Raw genomic sequence first — 18850 nt, forward strand, 5'->3', positions numbered from 1 at the left:
GGAGAGACCATGACCGGACCCCACGCGGGGGACCGGCCTGGTCAGCTCGGGACACGCTGCCATGGGAGCAGCGTAGAGAACGGAGACCGTCATCGGTGTCCGCGATGCGTGTGGCGCGGCGGAGAGAACCGTTTCGCCGAGTGGTACGTCCTAACCTTGCGTGATGGACGTGGACGACGAGGAGCTGTTGCGCCTCGTCGGGGAGGGTGACCGCGGGGCGTTCGACGTGCTGTATGCGCGTAACGCGCCGTGGTTGGTGCTGCGTCTGCGCCGCAGGTGCCGGGATCCGGAGCTGGTCCGGGAGGTGGTGCAGGAGACGTTCCTGACGGTGTGGCGGGCCGCGGCCGGCTACCGCGGGGACGGTGCGGCGGTGGGCTGGCTGTGGTCGGTGGCCGCCGGGCGGCTGATCGACGCCCGGCGTCGCGCGTTGGTCCGCCCGCAGAGTGTGGGAGCACCAGGCGACGAGGTGTTGGCGTGGTCGCCTTCGGCGGAGGACGAGGTCTTGGCCGGTGCGTACGACGCCGAGTTGGAGCGTGCACTGCACCGGTTGGCTCCGGAGTTGCGGGCGGTGTTGCAGGCGACGGTGCTGGACGGCCTGACGGTGCGGGAGGCCGCGGTGTTGCTGGGTGTGCCGGAGGGCACGGTGAAGACCCGGGCGATGCGGGCGCGCCGCGAGTTGCGGGAGGCCCTGTCATGACCGGTTTCCACGTCGACGCCGGGGTGCTGGCGGCGTACGTCGAGGGGCGTCTCGCGGACGTGGACGCGTGGTCGGTGGAGGCGCACCTCGACCGCTGTGTGGTCTGCCGGACGAGCATCGCCTCGGACGCGTCGACGGCTTCGGTGGTGGAGGCGGTCGCGGTGTCGCTGGGCGGTCGGTTGCCGCGGCAGGGGCGGGTGCGACGGGCGACCGGGTGGCGGCGGTTCAGGGTGTTGGTGGGCGCGGGCCCCGCGGCCCGGGCGGCGTGGTTGCTGTCGGTGGCGGTCACCGGGATGCTCATCGCGGGGTTGGCTGTCAGTCCGACGGTGGTTCCGCCGTGGTTGCTCTTGTTGATTGCGCCGGCGCTGCCTGCGGTCGGCACGGCCCTGTCGTACGGGCCGCGGACCGATCCGTTGCATGAGTTGATCGCAGGGACACCGCAGGGCGGCCTGCGGATCGTTCTGTGGCGCACGCTGGCGGTCCTCGCGGTCGCCGGGCCCGTCGCGGTCCTGGCCGGCGCGGTGACGGGCATCGGTACGCCGGGGTGGTGGCTGTTGCCCTGTGTCGCGTTGACCGTGCTGACGTTGGCGCTCGGCTCGTTGGTCGAGCCTTCGTACGCCGCGCTCGTGGTGGCAGGGGCGTGGGCGGTGGTGGTGCTGGCGCCGCCGGTCGGCGGTGTGGCGGTCCTGGTGTCGAGCGGGCCGGGGTGGCTGGGCGTCACCGCGGTGGCCGCGGTGGTGGTGTATGTGCGTCGGGAACGGGTGGGAAGGCAACCGGCATGACGACGGTGAGCGTCGACGGCCTGCGGGTCAGCTACGGCAGACGGGTCGTCTTCGACGACCTGGACCTTGAGCTGGGGGTGGGCGTGCACGGGTTGCTCGGCCCGAACGGCGCCGGCAAGACCACCCTCATGCGGGTCCTAGCCACGGTGCTGCGCCCCGACCGGGGTGAGGTCCGGCTGCTCGGCCACCGCATCGACGACCCGGCGGCGTTGCGGCAGGCGCGCCGCCAGCTGGGTTACCTGCCCCAGTCGTTCGGGTTCTATCCACGCTTCACGGTGCGCGAGTTCGTCGAGTACTTCGCCTGGCTGAAGGAGATGCCGCCGGCGCGGATTCCGCTGGCGGTGGACCGGGCGATCGAGCGGGTCGGCCTGCTGGAGCGCGCCGACGACCGGATGAAGCACCTCTCCGGCGGGATGCTGCGCCGTGCCGGCATCGCCCAGGCCATCGTGAACGACCCCCGGCTGCTGCTGTTGGACGAGCCGACCGCCGGCTTGGACCCGGAGCAGCGGGTGCAGTTCCGGGCGCTGCTGCGGGAGCTGGGCCTGGATGCCGTCGTCCTGGTCAGCACGCACCTGGTCGAGGACGTCGTAGCGGCGTGCACCCGGGTGAACCTGGTCGACGGTGGGCGGCTGGTCTTCACCGGCCTCCCCGACGAGCTGATCGCCGCCGGTGAGGACGGCGACAGCGGCGACTCCCCCATCGAGCGCGGCTACACGGCGGTTCTGCGCGGCGCGCGGACGGCACCGCGGTGAGGCGCGCGCTGAGGGTGGAGCTACGCCGCGGCACGGCGCCCTTCGCCGCTGCTGCGATGTTCGGTGCCGGAGTGTGGATGCTGGCCGTGCACCCGGACGACTGGGCCGGCCGGTGGGCGGGCTTCGCCACCTACCTGCGGGTGTCGCTGCTGATCCTGTGCGCGCTCATGATCGCTGCCGGGGCGTGGCAGTCTGGCCGGGAACGGCGGCGCGACACCGACGAGCTGATCGCCTCCACCCCCCGTCCGGGCTGGCAGCCACTGGTGGTGGCATGGCTCGCCGTCACCGTGGCCGGTGCCGCCGGCTTGCTGGTCGCGTTCGCCGGAGCCGGGGTGCTGATCGCCCGGGTGGCGACGTACGCCGGCGGAGGCTGGTGGTGGACGCTGATCGTCGGTGTCCTCGCCCTGGCCGCCGCCGCCGCGGTCGGCGTCCTCGTCGGGCGGCTCGTACCGCTGCGGGTTGCGGCCCCGATCGCCGGCCTCGCCACCTACCTCGGCCTGGCCATCATCACCTACTGGGACGGCACGCCCGCCGCGTGGCTCTCGCCGGTCTACGGAGGCTGGGCGGTGTACTCGCGCGTCCCCGGCCGGGTCACCGCGTTGCAGGCAGCCTGGCTGGTAGCCCTAACGGTCCTGCTGCTCGCCGTCGCCGCGCGGCAGTGGCGCGCAGCCCTGCTGGCCGGCGGACTCGCCGTCGCCGTCGCCGTGCCGATCACCACCGGCCCGGGAACCCACCGCCTCCCGGCCGACCCGGCCGCGGTCGAGCTGGTGTGCACGAGCAGCGGCCCGCAGGTGTGCCTCTCCCGGATCAACGCGTTCCTGATCGACGACGTCACCAAGGTTGCCCAGCCGATCCTGGCCCGTCTCGACGGGATACCCGGAGCGCCCCGACGGGCCGCCGACCAGGCCGCACAGCCGGCCGGCCAGCCCATCGAACGGGACGACGGCACGGTCTGGCTCAACCTCGACTACCAATCCACCGCGCTCGGCGGCCTGGCCAGCCGGAAGAACCTGCGGGCGGACTTCCGGCAGGTGACCCGAGCCAGATGCGAGGACCCCTCCGGGACACGCAACATCGACCAGCGGGTCTACCGGACCGACACCCTGGCCACCGACTGGATGCTCGACGAGGCCGCCACCCCGGACAACGCGCCCCTCACCAGGCTCCGCGCCCTACCCGAGCCGGCGCAGCGTTCCTGGTTCGCCGCCTACCTCGATGCCGCCCACCGATGCGACATCCCGGCGCTGATTCGCCTCGGCGAGCAGCCGTGACCAGCCGCCTGCTCACCCTGCACCTGCGCTCCCGGGGCGCGTCCACGTTCGTGGCCGGTGTCGGCGTCATCACGCTGCTGGCCTGGGCCGCCGGAACATGGCTCGCCAGCCGGCACTACTTCGACGGGCCCGCCGCCCGCGTCCCCATGGTCGCGCTCGCACCGCTGCTGGCCGCACTACTGCTCGGCCCCACCCTCGCCAGCGCCGACGAGGACCTCGAGCACAGCACACCGCTGCCGTGGCGAGCCTGGCGAGCTGGTTATCTTCTCGTCGCCGCCGTTGTCACCGCCATGGCGCTCAGCCTGACCGGGTTACGGGATTCCCACACATTTGGTGCCCACGCACTGGTGCGCAATGTTCTCGGTTGTGTCGGACTGGTGGCCGGCGGGGCGGTGCTGCTCGGCGCGCGGCTGGCGTGGCTGCCCGCCTTCGTCTACGTGTGCGCCGTCTACGCCGCCGCTCCGCGTCAGACCGGCACCGCCGTTGCTGCTTGGGCCTGGCCGATCCAACCCTCCTCTGCGGCGGCATCCTGGTTGGCCGCTGCCACGATCTTCGCGGTCGGTTCCGCGGGATACGTGCACGGCGGGTCCCGCGCCTCGGTCGGCCGCCGCGCTCGTGCAACAGGCGCGCTGTGAGCTGCAACAGAGTCGGCGTGGGCGGCCATAGTGTGGTGTGAGGCATCAGCTGCGGCCGTCGGACGAGGAACTGTGGTCTTCGATCGTCGCCGGTGACGAGGTGGCGTTCGGTCGGCTCTTCGATCGGTACTCCCGTCCGGTCTACAACCACGCGTTCCGGCTGACCGGGTCGTGGTCGACGGCCGAGGACGTCACTCAGGCGACGTTCCTCGTTGCGTGGCGCCGTCGGCGCGACGCTCGACTCGTGGACGGCTCGGCGCTGCCGTGGTTGCTGGTCGTCGCCACGAACGCGGTCCGCTCCGAGTGGCGGTCGGCGCGCCGGTGGCTGGCGCTGCTACGGCGTCTACCGGGAGAGCGGTACGCCGATGGTGACCTCGCCGAGGACGTCTCTGCGCGGCTCGACGACGAAAGGCGGATGGCCGAGGTCCTCTCGGTGGTCCGCGGGTTGTCACTGGCGGAGCGGGAGGCGGTGGCGTTGTGTCTGTGGTCCGGAGTGTCGTACCCGGACGCGGCAGCCGTGTTGGGCATCAGCGAGGTGGCGGTGCGGTCGAGGGTGAGCCGTGCGCGCAGCCGCCTGGCCCGTCTGATGCCGGAGGAGATCCAGGAGGGGAAGCGGTGAACGACATTCTCGACCTGCCCGCGGAGCGGGACCTGCCGCCGGAGGCGGCGCACGCGATGCGGGCCCAAATTCTCGGCTTCGTGAGCCCGCCTCCTGCGCGTACCCCACGACTGCGGATCGCTATGGCTGCGGCGGTGCTGCTGGCCGCGGCGTCCGGTGCCGTAGCGGTGGTGTGGGACCGGCCGGACCGATCGGCCGTGCAGGTGCTGGCCATGGGGCCCGGGGAGCTGTCGCCGACGCTGCAAAAAGCGGCCGAGCGGTGCCTGCAGTGGAATTCCCCGCAACAGCAGACCCGGCAGAATCCGGGTGAGCAACCCGTCCCGGTGTCCCTGGCCGATCTGGCGGTGGCCACCGAGCGAGGTGACCGCGCGCTGGTGTTGTTCATGAACGACGTCGGCTATGCCACCTGCGACGTGGAAGGGGCGGGAACACCCCGGGAGTCCGGCGGGGGCGTCACTGAGCCGTGGCCGCACGGTGACCTGCTGCCCGGTCCGGTGCAGCGGCTGTTGCTGACCTCCACCGAGTTCGACGGCGGGGACGTCAGCGTCAGCGGCCGGGTCAGCAGCCGCGTCCACCGGCTCGTGCTTGACCACGGCGACGGGCGCAGCACAACAGCTCGGCTCTCCGGGGGAGCGTTCGGCCTGATGACCAGCGATGCCCGACTCAAGGCCGGCAACGATCCTGAACTGGTTAGCTACGACGCCCACGGGACGGAGATCGACAGGCGTCCGCTGTTTCAGGCCGAGGACCAACTCGAGCACTGCTATACGGGCCGGGACGGGAAGCGGATCTACGGTAAAGCGACCAGCGACTGCCGTCCTGCCGAGAAGTGGGGGCGTTAGCCATGATCGGAGGCTGACCGCTGCCTGCGGCGTAGGGTCGTCACTCGCGGGTCAGCCCCGGTGGCAGCGCATCTTCGTCAGGTTGAATTTGGCGGGCATTGACCACGGGGTCGCGTTGGAGGGCGTGGATCACGGGTGTCGGGCCACCAATGCAGGTCCAGGTGTCGTCCCAGAGCGCGGAGACCAGCCATGACCGGTCGGCGGGGAAGAACAGGTCGGGTAGCGCGCCGTGCGGGTGGCGGATATGACCACCGGTGCGCCAGGTGAGGGCTTGCTCGGGGCCGGCCTGGACCAGCACGTACGGCCAGTTCCAGTAGAGAAACACCCGTGGGGCGTGGGGGAAGACGACGTGGTGGGCGCCGGTGTCGAGGTAGGCCAGCCACCACAGCTGGTCGGGCGTATGAGTGGTGAGCTCCTCGATCAGGGCCTGCTCGTAGGCGGCGGCGACATCGTCGGTCTGGTACGTGGTGGCGTAGGCGTCGAAGACCGGCGGGATGGCGGTGGTGATCGAGACTCCGGCAGTGGTGTGCCCGGCGATCCAACCCACGTCGGCGGCGGCGCCGATGCGCCAGTCCCGCCCGTCCTTGGTGACCTGCACATCGCTATTCAAGCCGCTGTGGCGACGGCTGGCGTGGGAAGCAGGCTGGTACCGCACATCGTGTCCGGGATGCCGGCCGGCGACGGCGGCAGGCTCAGGGTTGCCGCGCCCGCGGAGCCAGGGGGTGGGGATGGCTGAAGTGTGTTCCGCCGTGATCGTGGCTGAGCCTCGAGGTGCCACCCACTTCTCGCTCCGCGGGCCGGTTGGTTGAACGGGTGCGGCCCTGCGGGCCGTAGGCCCTGATGCCAGGAGGCGGTGGGTATGGCTGCGTGTGTTTCGTCGAGATCGCTTGGCTCACGGTAGGAGATGCCACCCGCTGCTTCGTCGTCTGCGAGATTCGGTAGACCGCTGATGGAGATCCGCGACCTGCGTTCGCCTCGTGAGAAGGTGCCGGCAAGTCCGAACCCGCAGACCAGGGCCATTCGCAAAAAACAGACCGATCATGTGAAGGAGCGCGAGGGTGGCGAAGCTGTGGATCGGCGTGGACATCGGCAAGACCCACCACCACGTCGCCGCCATCGACGGCGACGGCCGGCTCGTCTACTCCCGCCGCGTCGCCAACGACGAGACCTCACTGCTCACCGTCATGGCCGAGGTGTCGACGCACGGCCGGCCGGTCTGCTGGGCGGTTGACGTCACCACCGGCCTGTCGGCGCTGCTGTTGACCCTGCTGTGGCGGCGGCAGGTTCAGGTTCGCTACGTCTCCGGGTCCGTCGCGTTCCACATGGCCGCCGCGTTCGCTGGGGAGAACAAGACGGACGCCCGCGACGCGGTGGTCATCGCTCAGACGATCCGCATGCGCCCCGACATCCCGATCCTGGAACCCTCCGACCGGCTCCTGGCCGAGCTGACCGTGCTGACCGGGTACCGCGCGGACCTCGTCGGGCAGCGCGTCGCGACCCTGTTTCGGTTGCAGGAACTGCTCACCGGGATCAGCCCCGCCCTCGAACGGGCCGTGGACCTGAACCGGAAGGCCCCGATGATGGTCCTCGCCTGCTGGCAGACACCGGCCGCGATCCGGCACGCCGGCGTCGATCGGATCACCGCCCTGCTCCGCCGCGGGCACGTCAAGAACGCCGTCCAGGTCGCTGAGGCGATGGTGGCCGCCGCACGGCAGCAGACCGTAAGCCTGCCCGGGCAACGGGCCGCCGCAGTGGTGGTCGGGCAGATGGCCACCGAGATCCTCGCCCTCGACCAACGCATCGCCGCCGTCGACGACCTCATCGCCGAGCAGCTCGACCAGCACCCGCTGGCGCCGATCATCGAGAGCCTGCCTGGCATGGGACCCCTGCTCACCGCCGAACTACTCGTCCACACCACCGGCATGACCGAATACGACAGCCCCACCAAACTCGCGGCCCATGCGGGCCTGGCGCCGGTTTCCCGCGACTCCGGAACGATTTCCGGCAACCATCGGCCTGCCCGCCGATACCACCGGAGACTGCGGCACATTCTGTGGATGGCCGCGTTCACCGCAGCCAGGGAATGCCCCACCTCACGCGCCTACTACGAGAAGAAACGCGCCGAAGGAAAGAACCACCGCCAAGCAGTACTCGCCCTCGCCCGACGGCGGGTTGACGTCCTGTGGGCACTCATCCGCGACGGCAAGACCTTCACCCGACCGGCACCCACGGCCCGCGCCGCAGCCTGAACCAGCCCGCTCCACGCCGACGCGAACCCATCGCGCCGGCCGCTTCACCCTGCCCGCCAAGATCAACCAGAGTCACATGGAGACTCGGGGTGTGGTCCTGGGCTGGGAGAACACGGGTCCGGGGAACGTGGGTGAACGTGGGCCACTCCCTGCCACCCCAGGTGAACCCCCAGGTCGCTAGACTAGGCCCTCGCGCCCTCGTAGCTCAGGGGATAGAGCATCGGTTTCCTAAACCGTGTGTCGCAGGTTCGAATCCTGCCGGGGGCACGTAGAACATGGGAACGGGTTTGACCGACAGGGGCGGACGCCAGCGCGTCCGCCCCTTCTGCTTCGCGTTCGGGCTGCCGCTGCCTCGGAACCTGCGGGGCCTTGCCCGTGGCGTCGGCAGCAGCCTGGCTGATGACGTCGATCATCTCGGCGCGTACGGCGACGCGCAGTGTGATCCGCTGGAGGTGTCGGTCGTACCGGATCTCCAGCTGGAAGGCGTCGAACAGCTGCCTCTGCATCTCGTCGGGCAAGTCGAGCACGTTCAGATCAACGTGCGGTAGTTGGTCCACCAGTTCACGTGTTCCCGCCCCCTTCGGCTGTGCGGCCTTGGCCAGCTCCTGGAGTTCAGCAGCGAGTACCTGCTTCCGTTTCGCGTTGTCGGCGAACTGCTGCTGAATGCCGGTCCGCCATTGCGCGTCGATCTCCGGGTCGCCCGAACTTGTCATCTGCTGAAGTGACAAAATCAGGTTCTTGTTGGCCGCATCAAGATCGTTGATCTGACGGGCGTAAGCGGCAGCCGTCGCCTCCGTGCCGGACCGGATGGGCTCGTCTGCCGGTCCCTCCAGGTAGTCCAGCCGGTGGGCGCCGAACACCCTCTCGTTGAAGAACCGTGCGACGAAGGTGTCAACGATGTCTTGATTCACGGTGAGAGCGGGTGGGTGAATTTCGTACCACATCTCATTCTTGTGGTGCTCGCGCTTGGTGACGCAGGCGTAGTACGTGTAGTCGGGGCGGGTCTTCCTTTGGTGCGTCTTTCCAAACATGCGTCGTGAACAGATGTCGCACTTGATGTAGGACCGGTATCGGTAGCTGCGCTTGGTGTTGGGGTGGGTGTTTGTGCTGGCCTTCGAGCGCGACCCTTGCCGGTACCGCCCGACCGGACTTCCTGCGTCGAAAAAGGCGCGGGTCGTCAGAGGCTCATGGGTGACGCTCGGCGACCATACCCATTCGCTGGGCGGGTTGACACGGCCTTTCACTCCTCGATCCGGCCGTGAGCGCTTGCGTCGGTTCCAGACCATGTATCCGGTGTACTTGGGGTTGTTAAGGATGTCTCGTACGGCGGTTGAGGTCCATGCACCGATAGCGGTGTTGTAGGACTCCCGCTTGACTGGTACCGGTGGCGGGTATCGGTCGAGGTCGGTGTTCAGCCGGTCGGCGATGTGCTGGTACGACAGTCGCTCCAGCGCTCGCCAGGCGAAGATCTGCGTCACCACAGGCCCGCAAGTGGGGTCTCTCACGAGCCGGTGCTTGGTGATGCCCTCTTCGCGCTTGGCCTTGACCGGGTGCGGATGGCGCTCTCCGATATATCCGTACGGCGGCTTGCCGATGTTCCAGCCCTGTGCGGTGTGCTGCATGAAGCCTTTCCACGAGAGTTCCAGCATTTGCAGGACGTACCACTCGGAGATGGCTTGCTTGACCCGCCGGGTCAGAACGGAGGTGGCGTTCTTCGGACCACCAGTTCCGCTCGGGCGTACCGCGTCTCGATCAATGCCCTCGTCGGCAGCGAGCAGGGCGACGCCGGCCTGTTCGAGTTCGTGCTCGATCTTCGTGCCGTAGTAGGTCGTGCGAGCGATGCGCTCAATGGATTCGCAGACGACCGCGACGAATCGCCGGTCGGGCCGCTGGGCCTCTGCGAGCAGGTCAGCGATGCTGCCGTCGCGCGGCACAGGGATGTCGAAGGCTTGGTACGCGTCGCTCTGACCGCGCAGGTCCAGGAGCGTCCGGCCAGATTCGATGTCATAGAAGTGGGCCACGATCACGAAGCCGGGCGGCAGCTTGACGTTCACGCTGTCCAGCTGACGCGGGATGGCGAGCGTCGGATCTTGCCTGTCCTCGGTCGAGGTGCGGGCGAGGAAGGCGACTGGCACGATCGTCGGAACGTCGTCGTTCGGCCGGTGCTGGTCGGCCATCTGCATGAGCCAATCAAGGATGCCGACGTCCATGTTGTCGGCTTCATCTGCGACTGCTGTCATTTTCCCTCCCCAGGGTTGTCGTCGCGGGCCTGCTGCTCGATGGCCCACCGCAGGGCGTCGCGAATGGCGCGAGCTTGTATCGCCTGAAGCTTCTCTCCCTCGCGCCCCGAAATAGCGACTATTTCGAGGCGGAACGAGATGCCACCTTCGGCCGAATTGCTGTCGTCCCGATCCCCAATCGCGTTGATTGGCGACCGTTCCGCCGTCTGTTCATCGTACATTTCATTGGATTCGTGGGCAGTGGCATCAACCACGCTATTCCCCCTGTTTTCGCAGCGCACAGCGGTGCACTGAATCGCGAATCAGCCATGGGGAACCCCCTTTCAAATGACGAGGCAAGCACTCCTTGTGAACGCTCAAATAAAGCCGCTCTGAATTCGAGCAAGAAGAAAGCCCGCAGAGCGCGTGCTCTGCGGGCTTCCTGTGAGCTAGGTTGTTTGCGGAAGAAGCGAAGACCCCTGAGCCGAGAACGGGGGATCTCGGCTCAGGGGCCTGTCTGGGGCGAGCGTGGCTCCGGTTAGCGGACTACCACGGCTCGTTGTTCGGTGACGGTGACGCTGACCGTCGTCGTGGTGGTAATCGCGGGTTCGGTACCAGAGAAGCCACCGCCGCTCCACGACACGTCCCAGGTGGCGACGGCCCGGAGGGTGAACTTACCGCCGGGACTGTCCGCGGAGGTCTTCGTGTAGGTGTGCCCGCAGGTCGGCGAGGCCGACAGGGGGTTGGCCGAGGTCGTCCAGGGCGTGCCCGGCCCGTTGCACACGGCGGACGAGCCGTCCCCCGCATACCACGTGATCTTTCGCGGTACCGCCTTGGCCTCAATGGTGAGCCCACCAGCCGAAGCGCGTGCGGTCTGGGTCTGCCACCAGCCGGGCTGCACCCACCACCACACGGGGACGTGGACGAACTGCGTCGCGGTCAAGGAGGGGTTGGCGGCGATGACCGGTCGGGGAATCGTGAGGTTGTCTACGGCTCGCTGTGTGACCACGCCGAGGGCCGCTGGCGGCTGGAACAGCGTGACGATGGTCAGCCCGGGAAGGGGATCGCCGGTAGCGGGGTCGAGGCATGTCTTGATCCACTGGTTGGCGGGAAGGAAGTTGCCGTCGTCCTTGCCGTAGTAGCAGCCATCTTTACCGAGCCAGCCGAAGGCGTTGTGGCACTCGACGACGTTGCCGCCGACCTTGCAGACGGTGTTCCCGCCGCCCCCTCCACTGTTGCCGTTGCTGTTGCCGTTGCCGCCGCCGGTGTAGGTCACCGTGACGACACATTGCGGGGCGTCCGGGGTGACGGTGCAGTTGGTGTCTCCGTAGGAGTCCGCGTGCGCTGGGGCTACCGCTGCGAACGCCATCGTCAATGACGCGGCGGCGACGGTGAGCAGGCGCAGCGCTAGAGCTTGCATGATCCCACCTCTCTGATGCCGATGCCTGTCACCTTCCATTCGCCGCCGATGCGTTCCACGTCCGCCAGAACGAGGCGCATGCCGCCGGGCGAGTCCTTGTAGGGACCGCCGTCCGCCTTGTAGCGCTCGGTTTTGCTGGTGTCCATGCAGTCCTGCACGGACGCCTTGGTCGGCGCGGCCGGGGGCGACAGCGACGCGATCTTCGGATGGAAGACAGCCTCGCCGCGCGACAGCAGTCCCTGCGTCTTGGCCGACTTGAGTCCGTTCGTGAACAACTTCAGGGCATCGCCGGTGCCGTACTTGGCAAGATCGGGGAACTCGGGGTCACCGGCGGCGCCAGCCTTCTGGAACGCGGTCTGGAACCCGAGGTAGGCGTCGATCGCGTGCCGCTTGGCCTGATCCGGTGTCTCGGCCGCCGCGGACGGCGAAGCCGAAGGGCTCGCTGACGCTGATGCCGGCGCGGCCGAGGTCGGAAGTGTGGTCGGTGTCTTGTCGCTATTGGTGCAGCCAGCGAGCAGCGCTCCCAGTGCCGCTGCCGCCATGAGTCCTGTGCGGGTAACGGTGCGTTTCACTTGTCCTCCAACGCGAGAGGCCCCGTAGATCAGTCGTACCGCACGGTCGGCGGGGCGCGCTACCGACAGTTGTGTACGTACATGCTGTCAGTAGCGCGTCAAGCTGCGCGCTTGCCGTCGAGTCCACCGTGGACTGGGCAGGCCCCGTCGCAGTCGTCGCGTGACATGTTGACGTGCGCGAAGACGCGGGCAAGGGCCTCGTAGGTGACGAGGTAGCTCTCACCCTTGTCGGCCAGGGCGTAGGTCTTGATGATGCGGCTGCCGAAGTGCTTGCTGTCGGCGCGGATCGCGCCGGCTTTCGTGAGGCGGTGGAGGCTGCGCGACACTGCGTTGTCGTCCACGTGCTCACCGAGGTGCGTTTCCAGCCGTGTGTGAAGCGCCCGGTACCTGTAGGGCCGTTCGGCCAGCACCGCGACGACCGCTGGGTCCAAGCGGTGGCGGAACAGGTCGGCAATCCGGACTAATGCATCGATGTCAATCTTTGTTCCCCCATGGATGCAAGTTGCAGAACGAGCTACCAACCTGCCACGGAGGACTTGGAGCGGCAAATGATATCGAGCCGTGTGCCTTGGGGGATCACACATTGCGCTTTTTGGCCTGATAACCCTGGGCTCTTTGAGCGATGCCGAGTCCTGACATGTCATGAACTGCGAATAGCGCCGCGCGCGTGCGGCCTCTACCTGCATGTCGTACGTACATCGCGTACGTACGCAGCCTACGTACTCACATGTCCGTGGCGGCGATCCTTCGCACTCAGGTACGACGAAGATTCGGACTTTTGCAACGGGGGTGAGGAACCATGACCGCGGTCGCCGAACGCACCAAGACACCGGCACGGCCGAGCATCAGTACGGCGCAGCCGAAGCGGCGCTGGTCGCTACTGGTCGGCGGTTTGCTGCTTGTTCTGTTGTCCGCAGGCGTCTTCGCCGTGATCCAGCTGGGCGGTGATGCCCGGGTTCAGGTGCTTGCGGTCGCGCGGCCGGTGGCCGCTGGGCAACCTATCAGCGCTGCTGATCTTCGGAGCGTCGGGGTGGTTCCCGACCCGACCGTCAGGCTCGTCGCGGCGGGGCAGGCGCAGCAGATCGTCGGCCGCACGGCCGCCGTTCCGCTGGCCGAGGGCGTCCTGCTGACCGAGTCACAGCTCGGCCCGGCCAGCTGGCCCGACGCCGGGCAGGCGGTGGTGGCCACGGCGCTCAAGCCGGGCCAGGTCCCGGCGGGTATCGCACCGGGAAGTCGTGTCCTGGTGGTCATGGTCGCCAAGGACGGCGGTCCCGCCGACCCGGCTCTGCCGTCCGCACCGGTGTCGGTTCCGGCCACGGTGGTCGAGGTCGTGCCGGGCGCTGACGGCGCGGACACCACCGTGGTGTCGCTGCTTCTGGGCCGTGACGATGCGACCAAGGTTGCTGGTTCCGGCTCGGCGGTGTCCCTGGTCGTGGTGGGCAGCTGACATGTTGATCGCTGTCACCTCTCTGAAGTCCGGCGGAGCAACCACCGTCGCCGCCGCGCTCGCGGCCGTGTGGCCCGAGCCCGCGTGCCTGATCGAGGCCGATCCGGCGGGTGGTGACCTCGGCGGCTGGCACCGTCTGCCGGACGCCCCGGGGCTGGCGTCGCTGGCCAACGCGTGCCGCACTGGGCAGGCCGATCTCACCGAGCACGCCACGCGGCTGCCGTTCGGCGTCGACGTGGTGCTCGCTGCCGCCGGTCGCCCGCAGGCCAGCGCCGCGATTGGGCTCCTTGCCGACACCGAACCCGCACGCTGGGCAAAGGAACGCCCGATTGTCCTCGATGTCGGCCGTCTGGAGCCCGGTTCCCCGGCGCTGCCGCTGCTGGAGCTGGCCGACATGGTCCTTGTCGTGGCCGGCGGCGACGTGCTGTCCCTTCTGCGGGTCTCCCTCGCCGACATCCCGGTCCGGCGAGCTGGCCTGGTCACGGTCGGGCCGCTGGCCCATCCGCGTGAAGACCTGGCTGGGTTGCTGCCGCTGCCGCTGGTGGCCGCGATGCCGTGGGACCGCCACAGCGCGGAGGTCATCGCCGGTACCCGCAGGCCCCGGCGGGCGTGGACCCGCGTGGGTCTGCCCGCCACCGCCCGCGCCCTAGCCGTATCCCTTGCCACACCGACGATCCCCGCAGGAGGTGACCCCCGATGACCATGCCGTCGAACCCGGCCGACACGGAGGCCGCGCTCGTCGCCGACCTGCGCGCCCAGGTGAGCCAGGCGCTGGCCGGACACGCCGGGGGCGGGCCGCTGCCTGCCGCCGAGCGCCGCCGCCTGGCAGAGCAGTACACCGGCGAGGCTCTCGACGCCCACGCCCAGCAGGCTTTGGGGGCCGGGCGGGCGCCGCTGTCTGCCAATGTCGAGGCCCGCGTCGCCCGCGCCGTGATCGACCACCTGGTCGGCGCGGGCGGGCTGCAGCACCTGCTCGACAACCCCGACATCGAAAACGTGCACGCCAACGGCTGCGATGAGGTGTTCATCCGCTACGCCGGAGGCAAGTCGGAGATCGGGCCGCCGATCGCCGAGTCCGACGAGGCGCTGATCGAGATGATCCGGGCGCTGGCCACCGAAGCCGCGTTCGGCGACGACTTCTCCGGCCACGGCGAGGAGCGCACCTTCGACCGCACCAACCCGGTCCTGGATCTTCGGCTGCGCGACGGGTCGCGGCTGTGCGCGGTGATGTCGGTGTCGCGCCGCCCGTCGCTGTCCATCCGCCGCCCGACGATGATCAACGCTGACCTGGAAGACCTGGTGGCCAAGGGCACCCTCGATGAGTCGCTGTGCCGGGTGATCCAGGCCGTCATGCGCGCCAAGCTCAACATCATCTTCTCCGGCGGCACCAACACCGGCAAGACCACCCTGGCGCGGGCCGCTGCCCGCGCGATCCAGCCCAATGAGCGGCTGATCACCATTGAGGACAGCTACGAACTGGAGCTGCACGATCCGGTGGCGCACCCCAATGTCACGGCGCTGCAGGCCCGCCGCCCGAATCTGGAGGGCGTGGGGGCGGTGTCGATGTCGGCGCTGGTGCGTACCGCGCTACGGATGGACCCCGACCGGGTCATCGTCGGCGAGGCGCGCGGCGACGAGGTGATCGACCTGCTCAAGGCCATGAGCCAGGGCAACGACGGCTCCTTCGCCACGGTGCACGCGAGCTCGTCGGCGCAGGCGTTCAGCCGCCTCATGATGTACGCCGTCCAAGCGCCCGAACGGCTCAGCTTCGAGGCATCGGCGATGCTGATCGCGGAGAGCCTGAACCTCGTCGTCCAGCTGTCCTGGTCGCCGGACAAGACCCGGGTCGTCAGCAGCGTTCGCGAGGTCGTCGGATTCGACGGCAGGGACGTCATCAGCAACGAGGTGTGGCGGCCCGGCCCCGGGCAGCGGGCGGTGCCCAACACTCCGTTGCGGGCCGACACCATCGAACGCCTCGAAGCAGCCGGGCTCGACCCTGCCGTCATCGACCGGGTCGGGTGGTAGCGGTGACCGCACTGTCCGCACTGCTCGGCGCGGGTTTCGGCCTCGGGCTGATCGCCATGCTCGCCGGGCTGCGCCGTCCCGCCGCCACCGACCGGCCGCGTACCGCTGGCGTGCGCGTGACCCGCGAGCAGGTCATCCGCCTGGCCGTCGCGCTCGTCGTCGCCGCGCTCGCGGGGCTGCTCACCGGCTGGCCGGTCGGGGCAGTGCTGGCCGGGATCGGGGCGTACGCGCTGCCGATCGCCCTCGGCACGGACAAGCACGCCGCTCGCGCTCTGGCGCGGACGGAGGCGATTGCGATGTGGGCGGAAATGTTGCGCGACAACCTGTCCGCCGCCGCCGGTCTGGAGCAGGCCATCCTCGTGACCGCTCCGTACGCGCCGGCCGCCATCCGCGACGAGGTCGCCGAGCTGGCCGCCGCGGTGCGGCTCGGCCAGCGCCTTCCTGTCGCGCTGAGCGAGCTGCGTACGCGCCTGGACGACCCGACCGGGCGTCTGGTGGTGCGGGCGCTGATCCAGGCGTCGACCCGCCAGTCCCGGCAGCTGGCCGAGCTGCTGTCGGAGCTGGCCAGCCGCGCCCGTGCCCGAGCCACGCTGCGGCTGAAGATCGCACCGGGCCACGCGAAGATCCGCACGAACGCCAGGGTGATCACCGGTTTCACGATCGCGATGGCGGTCGGCCTGATCGTGCTCAACCCGGCCTTCCTCGCCCCGTACTCCAGCGTCACCGGGCAGCTGGTCCTCATCGTCGTTGGCGTCGTCTTCGCCGCCGGGTTCCTCGGCATCGCCCGCCTGGCGAAGGTCGGCGTCACCGAGGGAGGTCCCCGATGACGACCGCGATCATCCTCGGCCTGGCGACCGGCCTGGGGCTGGCGCTGCTGGCCGCGTACGCGTTCCCGCCCCGCCTCACCCTGGCGCAGGCGTTCGCCGCGCTGCACCCCCCCACGTCGATGATGACCGCGCCTACGCGCCCGGCCATCGCCGTGCAGCCGGGCGGGCGGCTGGCCGGTGTCGGCCAACCCTTCGTTCCGCTGCTGGCCCGCCTCGGCCTGCCCCGGGCCAGCGTGCGCGCCGACCTCGGCATCTGCGGCCGTGACCCGTCGCGGCACCTGGCCGAACAGGCGTCCATGGCCTTGCTCGGGTTCCTCATCCCGCCCGCGTTCGCCGCCGTGGTCACTCTCGGCGGTACGCCGATCGGCTGGCAGCTGCCGGTGTGGGCGTCGCTGATCCTGGCCGGGCTCGGCGCGTTCGTGCCCGACCTCGCCCTGGCGTCGGAGGCCGTCAAGCGCCGCGCCGAGCTGCGTAACGCGGTGTCGGGCATGTTGGACCTGGTCGTCATCTCCCTCGCGGGCGGCGCCGGAGTCGAGCAGGCGCTGCGCGACGCGACCGACGACGCCGATGGCTGGGCTCAGGCCGCTTTGCGCCAGGCGGTGGAGGCGGCGCATCTGCGGCGCCGGCCGCCGTGGCAGACCCTCGGTGAACTCGGTGAGACCGCGGGCATGACCGCCCTAGCTGAGCTGTCGGCGGCGCTGTCGATGGCAGGCAGCGAAGGCGCACGGATAAAGGCCACCCTGTCGGCCCGGTCGGCGGCGCTGATGACCCACCAGCTCGCCGAGGCCGAGGCCGCCGCCGCGTCGGCCACCGAACGCATGGTCCTGCCCCTGGTCCTACTCCTGGGCGGATTCATGATTTTTCTCATTTTCCCTGCTTTCGCGTCGATCTTGGGCGCTCTCTAGGACCCCTGCGCCGGAACGGAAAGGCCGCTCCGGCACTACCTCACGGGAGGAAAGACATGATCCACCAGCTGTATGCGTACGCCGCTGTCGTCGGCATGGAGCTGCGCGACCGGGCCCGGCGGCGTACCCCGGACGGCGGCTACTCCACCGAGGCCATCGCGGTGACGGCGTTCCTGGTCGCGCTCGCCCTAGCGGCGCTGGCGATCCTCGGGCCGAAGGTGATGGCGAAGGTGCGGGGCATCAACCTGTGACCGGACTCCGGCGGCGTCGTCGCAGGGACGAAGGGGCGGCCAGCGTCGAGCTGGTGCTGGCCACCCCGCTGCTCCTGCTGCTGATCATGGCGGGCGTCCAGTTCGCGCTGTGGGCGCACGCCCGCCACATGGCTCAGGCCGCCGCCAACGAGGGCGTGCAGTCCGCGCGGGCCTACCACAGCAGCGCCGCCGCCGGGAAAGCCGACACCGAGGCGCTGCTACGCGACCTGTCCGGCGGCTCGCTGACCGGTACCGCCGTGACCGCCAGCCGCAGCGCCACCACCGCCACGATCACGATCACCGGCCGCGCGTCGTCGGTCATCCCCGGCCTGACGTTCCCGATCCGGGTCACCGTCACCGCACCCGTGGAACGAGTGCCCGGCACATAACCATTGCGCTACGGCGCAACGCATCCGCCCGCATTGGCGCGGGCCGAAGGAGGTGCCTCTTGTTGAGCTTCAACGGTGACGGCCGCCTGCCTTGTGCGGGCGGCCCCCGCCGCCTTCGCGCGGCCAGCGACCGCGGCTCGGTCACCACCGAGATGGCGGTCCTCGTCGTGCCGTTCCTGATCCTGCTGGCCATGTTCATCGTCGTGGCCGCCCGAGCCGCCTCCGTCTCGATCGACGCGCGGGCCGTGGCCGCAGCGGCGGCTAGAGCCGCCGCCGACGCGCCGACCCCCGCCGCCGCCCGCACCGCCGCCACCAGCGCCGCCAACGCCATGGCCTCGGGCAGCCAGTTCCGCTGCACCACCACCACCGACACCGGCCAGTTCCGCCGGGGCGGCGCGGTCACCGTGAACGTGGCCTGCGTAATGCGCCTGGACGACCTCGGCCTACCGGGTGTCGGCACCACCAAGACCGCACACGCCTCGGCCACCGAGCCGATCGACACCTATCGAGCTGGGACATGAGAGCCGACCGCCGCAACACCGTCCGCCGTCTTCTGCGCCGCGATCGGGGCACAGTCACCGCGTTCACCGTGGTCTGGATCGCCACCGCGCTGCTGCTGGCCGGGCTCGTCCTGGACGCCGGGCTCGCCGTGTCCACCAAGGTCAGCGCCCGGTCGACGGCCCAAGCCGCCGCCCGCGCCGGAGCCCGCGAACTCGACGTGGCCACGCTGCGCCGCACCGGGGTCGCGCGCCTGGACCCGGTCAAGGCCCGCGCCGCCGCTACCGGCTGGATCGCTCGTGCCGGGCTTCGCGGCACGGTGACCGTCACGGCGACGAGAGTCATCGTCGAGGTCACCACCACGCAGCGCACGCAGCTGCTCAACCTCGCAGGGATCGACAGCATCCCGGTTCACGCCACCGCGACCGCCGAAGCGGTCACCCCCTAGGA

General features: G+C 69.7%; 23 protein-coding genes, 1 tRNA gene and 1 pseudogene. 20 read left to right on the forward strand and 5 right to left on the reverse strand.

The window, feature by feature from the left end; translation table 11 throughout:
- Positions 1-160 precede the first annotated feature (160 nt).
- From CLT75_RS27420 to CLT75_RS27450, 7 genes are read left to right on the forward strand one after another with little or no spacing between them, the layout of a single operon-like run.
- A complete protein-coding gene (locus CLT75_RS27420) occupies positions 161-697 on the forward strand; it encodes an RNA polymerase sigma factor (RefSeq protein WP_135243081.1) in 537 nt (178 codons plus the stop codon).
- Positions 694-1479 (forward strand): zf-HC2 domain-containing protein, encoded by a 786-nt coding sequence (locus CLT75_RS27425; RefSeq protein ID WP_135243082.1) that lies wholly within the window; start codon positions 694-696, stop codon positions 1477-1479. Before CLT75_RS27420 ends, CLT75_RS27425 begins: the two co-directional genes overlap by 4 nt.
- Entirely contained in the window at positions 1476-2231 is a 756-nt protein-coding gene (locus CLT75_RS27430; protein WP_135243083.1) for an ABC transporter ATP-binding protein, read from the forward strand. Before CLT75_RS27425 ends, CLT75_RS27430 begins: the two co-directional genes overlap by 4 nt.
- Entirely contained in the window at positions 2228-3502 is a 1275-nt protein-coding gene (locus tag CLT75_RS27435; protein WP_135243084.1) for a hypothetical protein, read from the forward strand. The genes CLT75_RS27430 and CLT75_RS27435 overlap by 4 nt, the downstream gene beginning before the upstream one ends.
- On the forward strand, positions 3499-4137 hold the full coding sequence (locus CLT75_RS27440) for a hypothetical protein (RefSeq protein ID WP_135243085.1): 639 nt from the start codon (positions 3499-3501) through the stop codon (positions 4135-4137). Before CLT75_RS27435 ends, CLT75_RS27440 begins: the two co-directional genes overlap by 4 nt.
- Before the next feature lie 37 nt (positions 4138-4174).
- On the forward strand, positions 4175-4756 hold the full coding sequence (locus CLT75_RS27445; protein WP_135243086.1) for an RNA polymerase sigma factor: 582 nt from the start codon (positions 4175-4177) through the stop codon (positions 4754-4756).
- Entirely contained in the window at positions 4753-5598 is an 846-nt protein-coding gene (locus CLT75_RS27450) for a hypothetical protein (protein ID WP_135243087.1), read from the forward strand. The genes CLT75_RS27445 and CLT75_RS27450 overlap by 4 nt, the downstream gene beginning before the upstream one ends.
- A 40-nt stretch (positions 5599-5638) precedes the next feature.
- On the opposite strand, the gene CLT75_RS32920 is transcribed toward CLT75_RS27450, so the two are convergent.
- Positions 5639-6196 (reverse strand): hypothetical protein, encoded by a 558-nt coding sequence (locus CLT75_RS32920; protein WP_209310393.1) that lies wholly within the window; start codon positions 6194-6196, stop codon positions 5639-5641.
- A 460-nt stretch (positions 6197-6656) separates the two neighbouring features.
- Here CLT75_RS32920 and CLT75_RS27465 point away from each other — a divergent pair, with 460 nt between their 5' ends.
- The 3 genes from CLT75_RS27465 to CLT75_RS27475 all read left to right on the forward strand — a co-directional run bounded on the left by CLT75_RS27465 (position 6657) and on the right by CLT75_RS27475 (position 8395).
- A complete protein-coding gene (locus CLT75_RS27465; protein WP_135243088.1) occupies positions 6657-7847 on the forward strand; it encodes an IS110 family RNA-guided transposase in 1191 nt (396 codons plus the stop codon).
- Positions 7848-8041: 194 nt separating this feature from the next.
- Positions 8042-8114 (forward strand) — tRNA-Arg (locus tag CLT75_RS27470).
- 20 nt (positions 8115-8134) lie between these two features.
- A complete protein-coding gene (locus CLT75_RS27475) occupies positions 8135-8395 on the forward strand; it encodes a hypothetical protein (protein WP_135243089.1) in 261 nt (86 codons plus the stop codon).
- 618 nt (positions 8396-9013) lie between these two features.
- Here CLT75_RS27475 and CLT75_RS33485 read toward each other — a convergent pair.
- Positions 9014-9496 (reverse strand): annotated as a pseudogene (locus CLT75_RS33485) (recombinase family protein); the annotation flags it as partial.
- Here CLT75_RS33485 and CLT75_RS33490 point away from each other — a divergent pair.
- Positions 9398-10174: a hypothetical protein gene (locus CLT75_RS33490; RefSeq protein WP_486485285.1), complete on the forward strand. Its 777-nt coding sequence runs from the start codon at positions 9398-9400 to the stop codon at positions 10172-10174. The pseudogene CLT75_RS33485 and the gene CLT75_RS33490 sit on opposite strands and share 99 nt — an antisense overlap.
- Positions 10175-10604: 430 nt before the next feature.
- Here CLT75_RS33490 and CLT75_RS33495 read toward each other — a convergent pair whose 3' ends face one another.
- The 3 genes from CLT75_RS33495 to CLT75_RS27500 all read right to left on the reverse strand — a co-directional run bounded on the left by CLT75_RS33495 (position 10605) and on the right by CLT75_RS27500 (position 12399).
- Positions 10605-11486, reverse strand: a complete 882-nt coding sequence (locus tag CLT75_RS33495; protein WP_486485286.1) for a S8/S53 family peptidase — start codon at positions 11484-11486, stop codon at positions 10605-10607.
- Complete coding sequence (locus tag CLT75_RS27495) at positions 11474-12058, reverse strand: hypothetical protein (RefSeq protein WP_135243090.1); 585 nt, start codon at positions 12056-12058, stop codon at positions 11474-11476. Before CLT75_RS27495 ends, CLT75_RS33495 begins: the two co-directional genes overlap by 13 nt.
- A gap of 98 nt (positions 12059-12156) precedes the next feature.
- The gene (locus CLT75_RS27500; RefSeq protein ID WP_135243091.1) at positions 12157-12399 is read right to left on the reverse strand and encodes a hypothetical protein; all 243 of its coding nucleotides are present in this window, start codon (positions 12397-12399) and stop codon (positions 12157-12159) included.
- Positions 12400-12857: 458 nt separating this feature from the next.
- On the opposite strand from CLT75_RS27500, the gene CLT75_RS27505 reads away from it, so the two are divergent.
- Genes CLT75_RS27505 through CLT75_RS27545 form a run of 9 tightly spaced genes read left to right on the forward strand, consistent with a single transcriptional unit; the run spans position 12858 to position 18848 of the window.
- On the forward strand, positions 12858-13505 hold the full coding sequence (locus tag CLT75_RS27505; protein WP_135243092.1) for an SAF domain-containing protein: 648 nt from the start codon (positions 12858-12860) through the stop codon (positions 13503-13505).
- 1 nt (position 13506) lies between these two features.
- Positions 13507-14205, forward strand: a complete 699-nt coding sequence (locus tag CLT75_RS27510) for a MinD/ParA family ATP-binding protein (protein ID WP_135243093.1) — start codon at positions 13507-13509, stop codon at positions 14203-14205.
- The gene (locus CLT75_RS27515; protein WP_135243094.1) at positions 14202-15530 is read left to right on the forward strand and encodes an ATPase, T2SS/T4P/T4SS family; all 1329 of its coding nucleotides are present in this window, start codon (positions 14202-14204) and stop codon (positions 15528-15530) included. The genes CLT75_RS27510 and CLT75_RS27515 overlap by 4 nt, the downstream gene beginning before the upstream one ends.
- A 2-nt stretch (positions 15531-15532) precedes the next feature.
- Positions 15533-16357, forward strand: a complete 825-nt coding sequence (locus CLT75_RS27520) for a type II secretion system F family protein (protein WP_421499625.1) — start codon at positions 15533-15535, stop codon at positions 16355-16357.
- Positions 16354-17262, forward strand: coding sequence for a type II secretion system F family protein (locus CLT75_RS27525; protein ID WP_135243095.1), 909 nt, complete (start codon positions 16354-16356; stop codon positions 17260-17262). The genes CLT75_RS27520 and CLT75_RS27525 overlap by 4 nt, the downstream gene beginning before the upstream one ends.
- 56 nt (positions 17263-17318) lie before the next feature.
- Positions 17319-17513 carry a hypothetical protein gene (locus CLT75_RS27530; protein WP_135243096.1) on the forward strand — a complete coding sequence of 65 codons (195 nt, stop codon included), beginning with the start codon at positions 17319-17321 and terminating at the stop codon, positions 17511-17513.
- On the forward strand, positions 17510-17902 hold the full coding sequence (locus tag CLT75_RS27535; RefSeq protein WP_135243097.1) for a TadE/TadG family type IV pilus assembly protein: 393 nt from the start codon (positions 17510-17512) through the stop codon (positions 17900-17902). Before CLT75_RS27530 ends, CLT75_RS27535 begins: the two co-directional genes overlap by 4 nt.
- A gap of 59 nt (positions 17903-17961) precedes the next feature.
- Positions 17962-18423 carry a hypothetical protein gene (locus CLT75_RS27540; protein WP_135243098.1) on the forward strand — a complete coding sequence of 154 codons (462 nt, stop codon included), beginning with the start codon at positions 17962-17964 and terminating at the stop codon, positions 18421-18423.
- Positions 18420-18848: a pilus assembly protein TadG-related protein gene (locus tag CLT75_RS27545; protein WP_135243099.1), complete on the forward strand. Its 429-nt coding sequence runs from the start codon at positions 18420-18422 to the stop codon at positions 18846-18848. The genes CLT75_RS27540 and CLT75_RS27545 overlap by 4 nt, the downstream gene beginning before the upstream one ends.
- The last annotated feature ends 2 nt before the right edge of the window (positions 18849-18850 follow it).

This window comes from Micromonospora sp. CNZ285 (genome assembly GCF_004637285.1).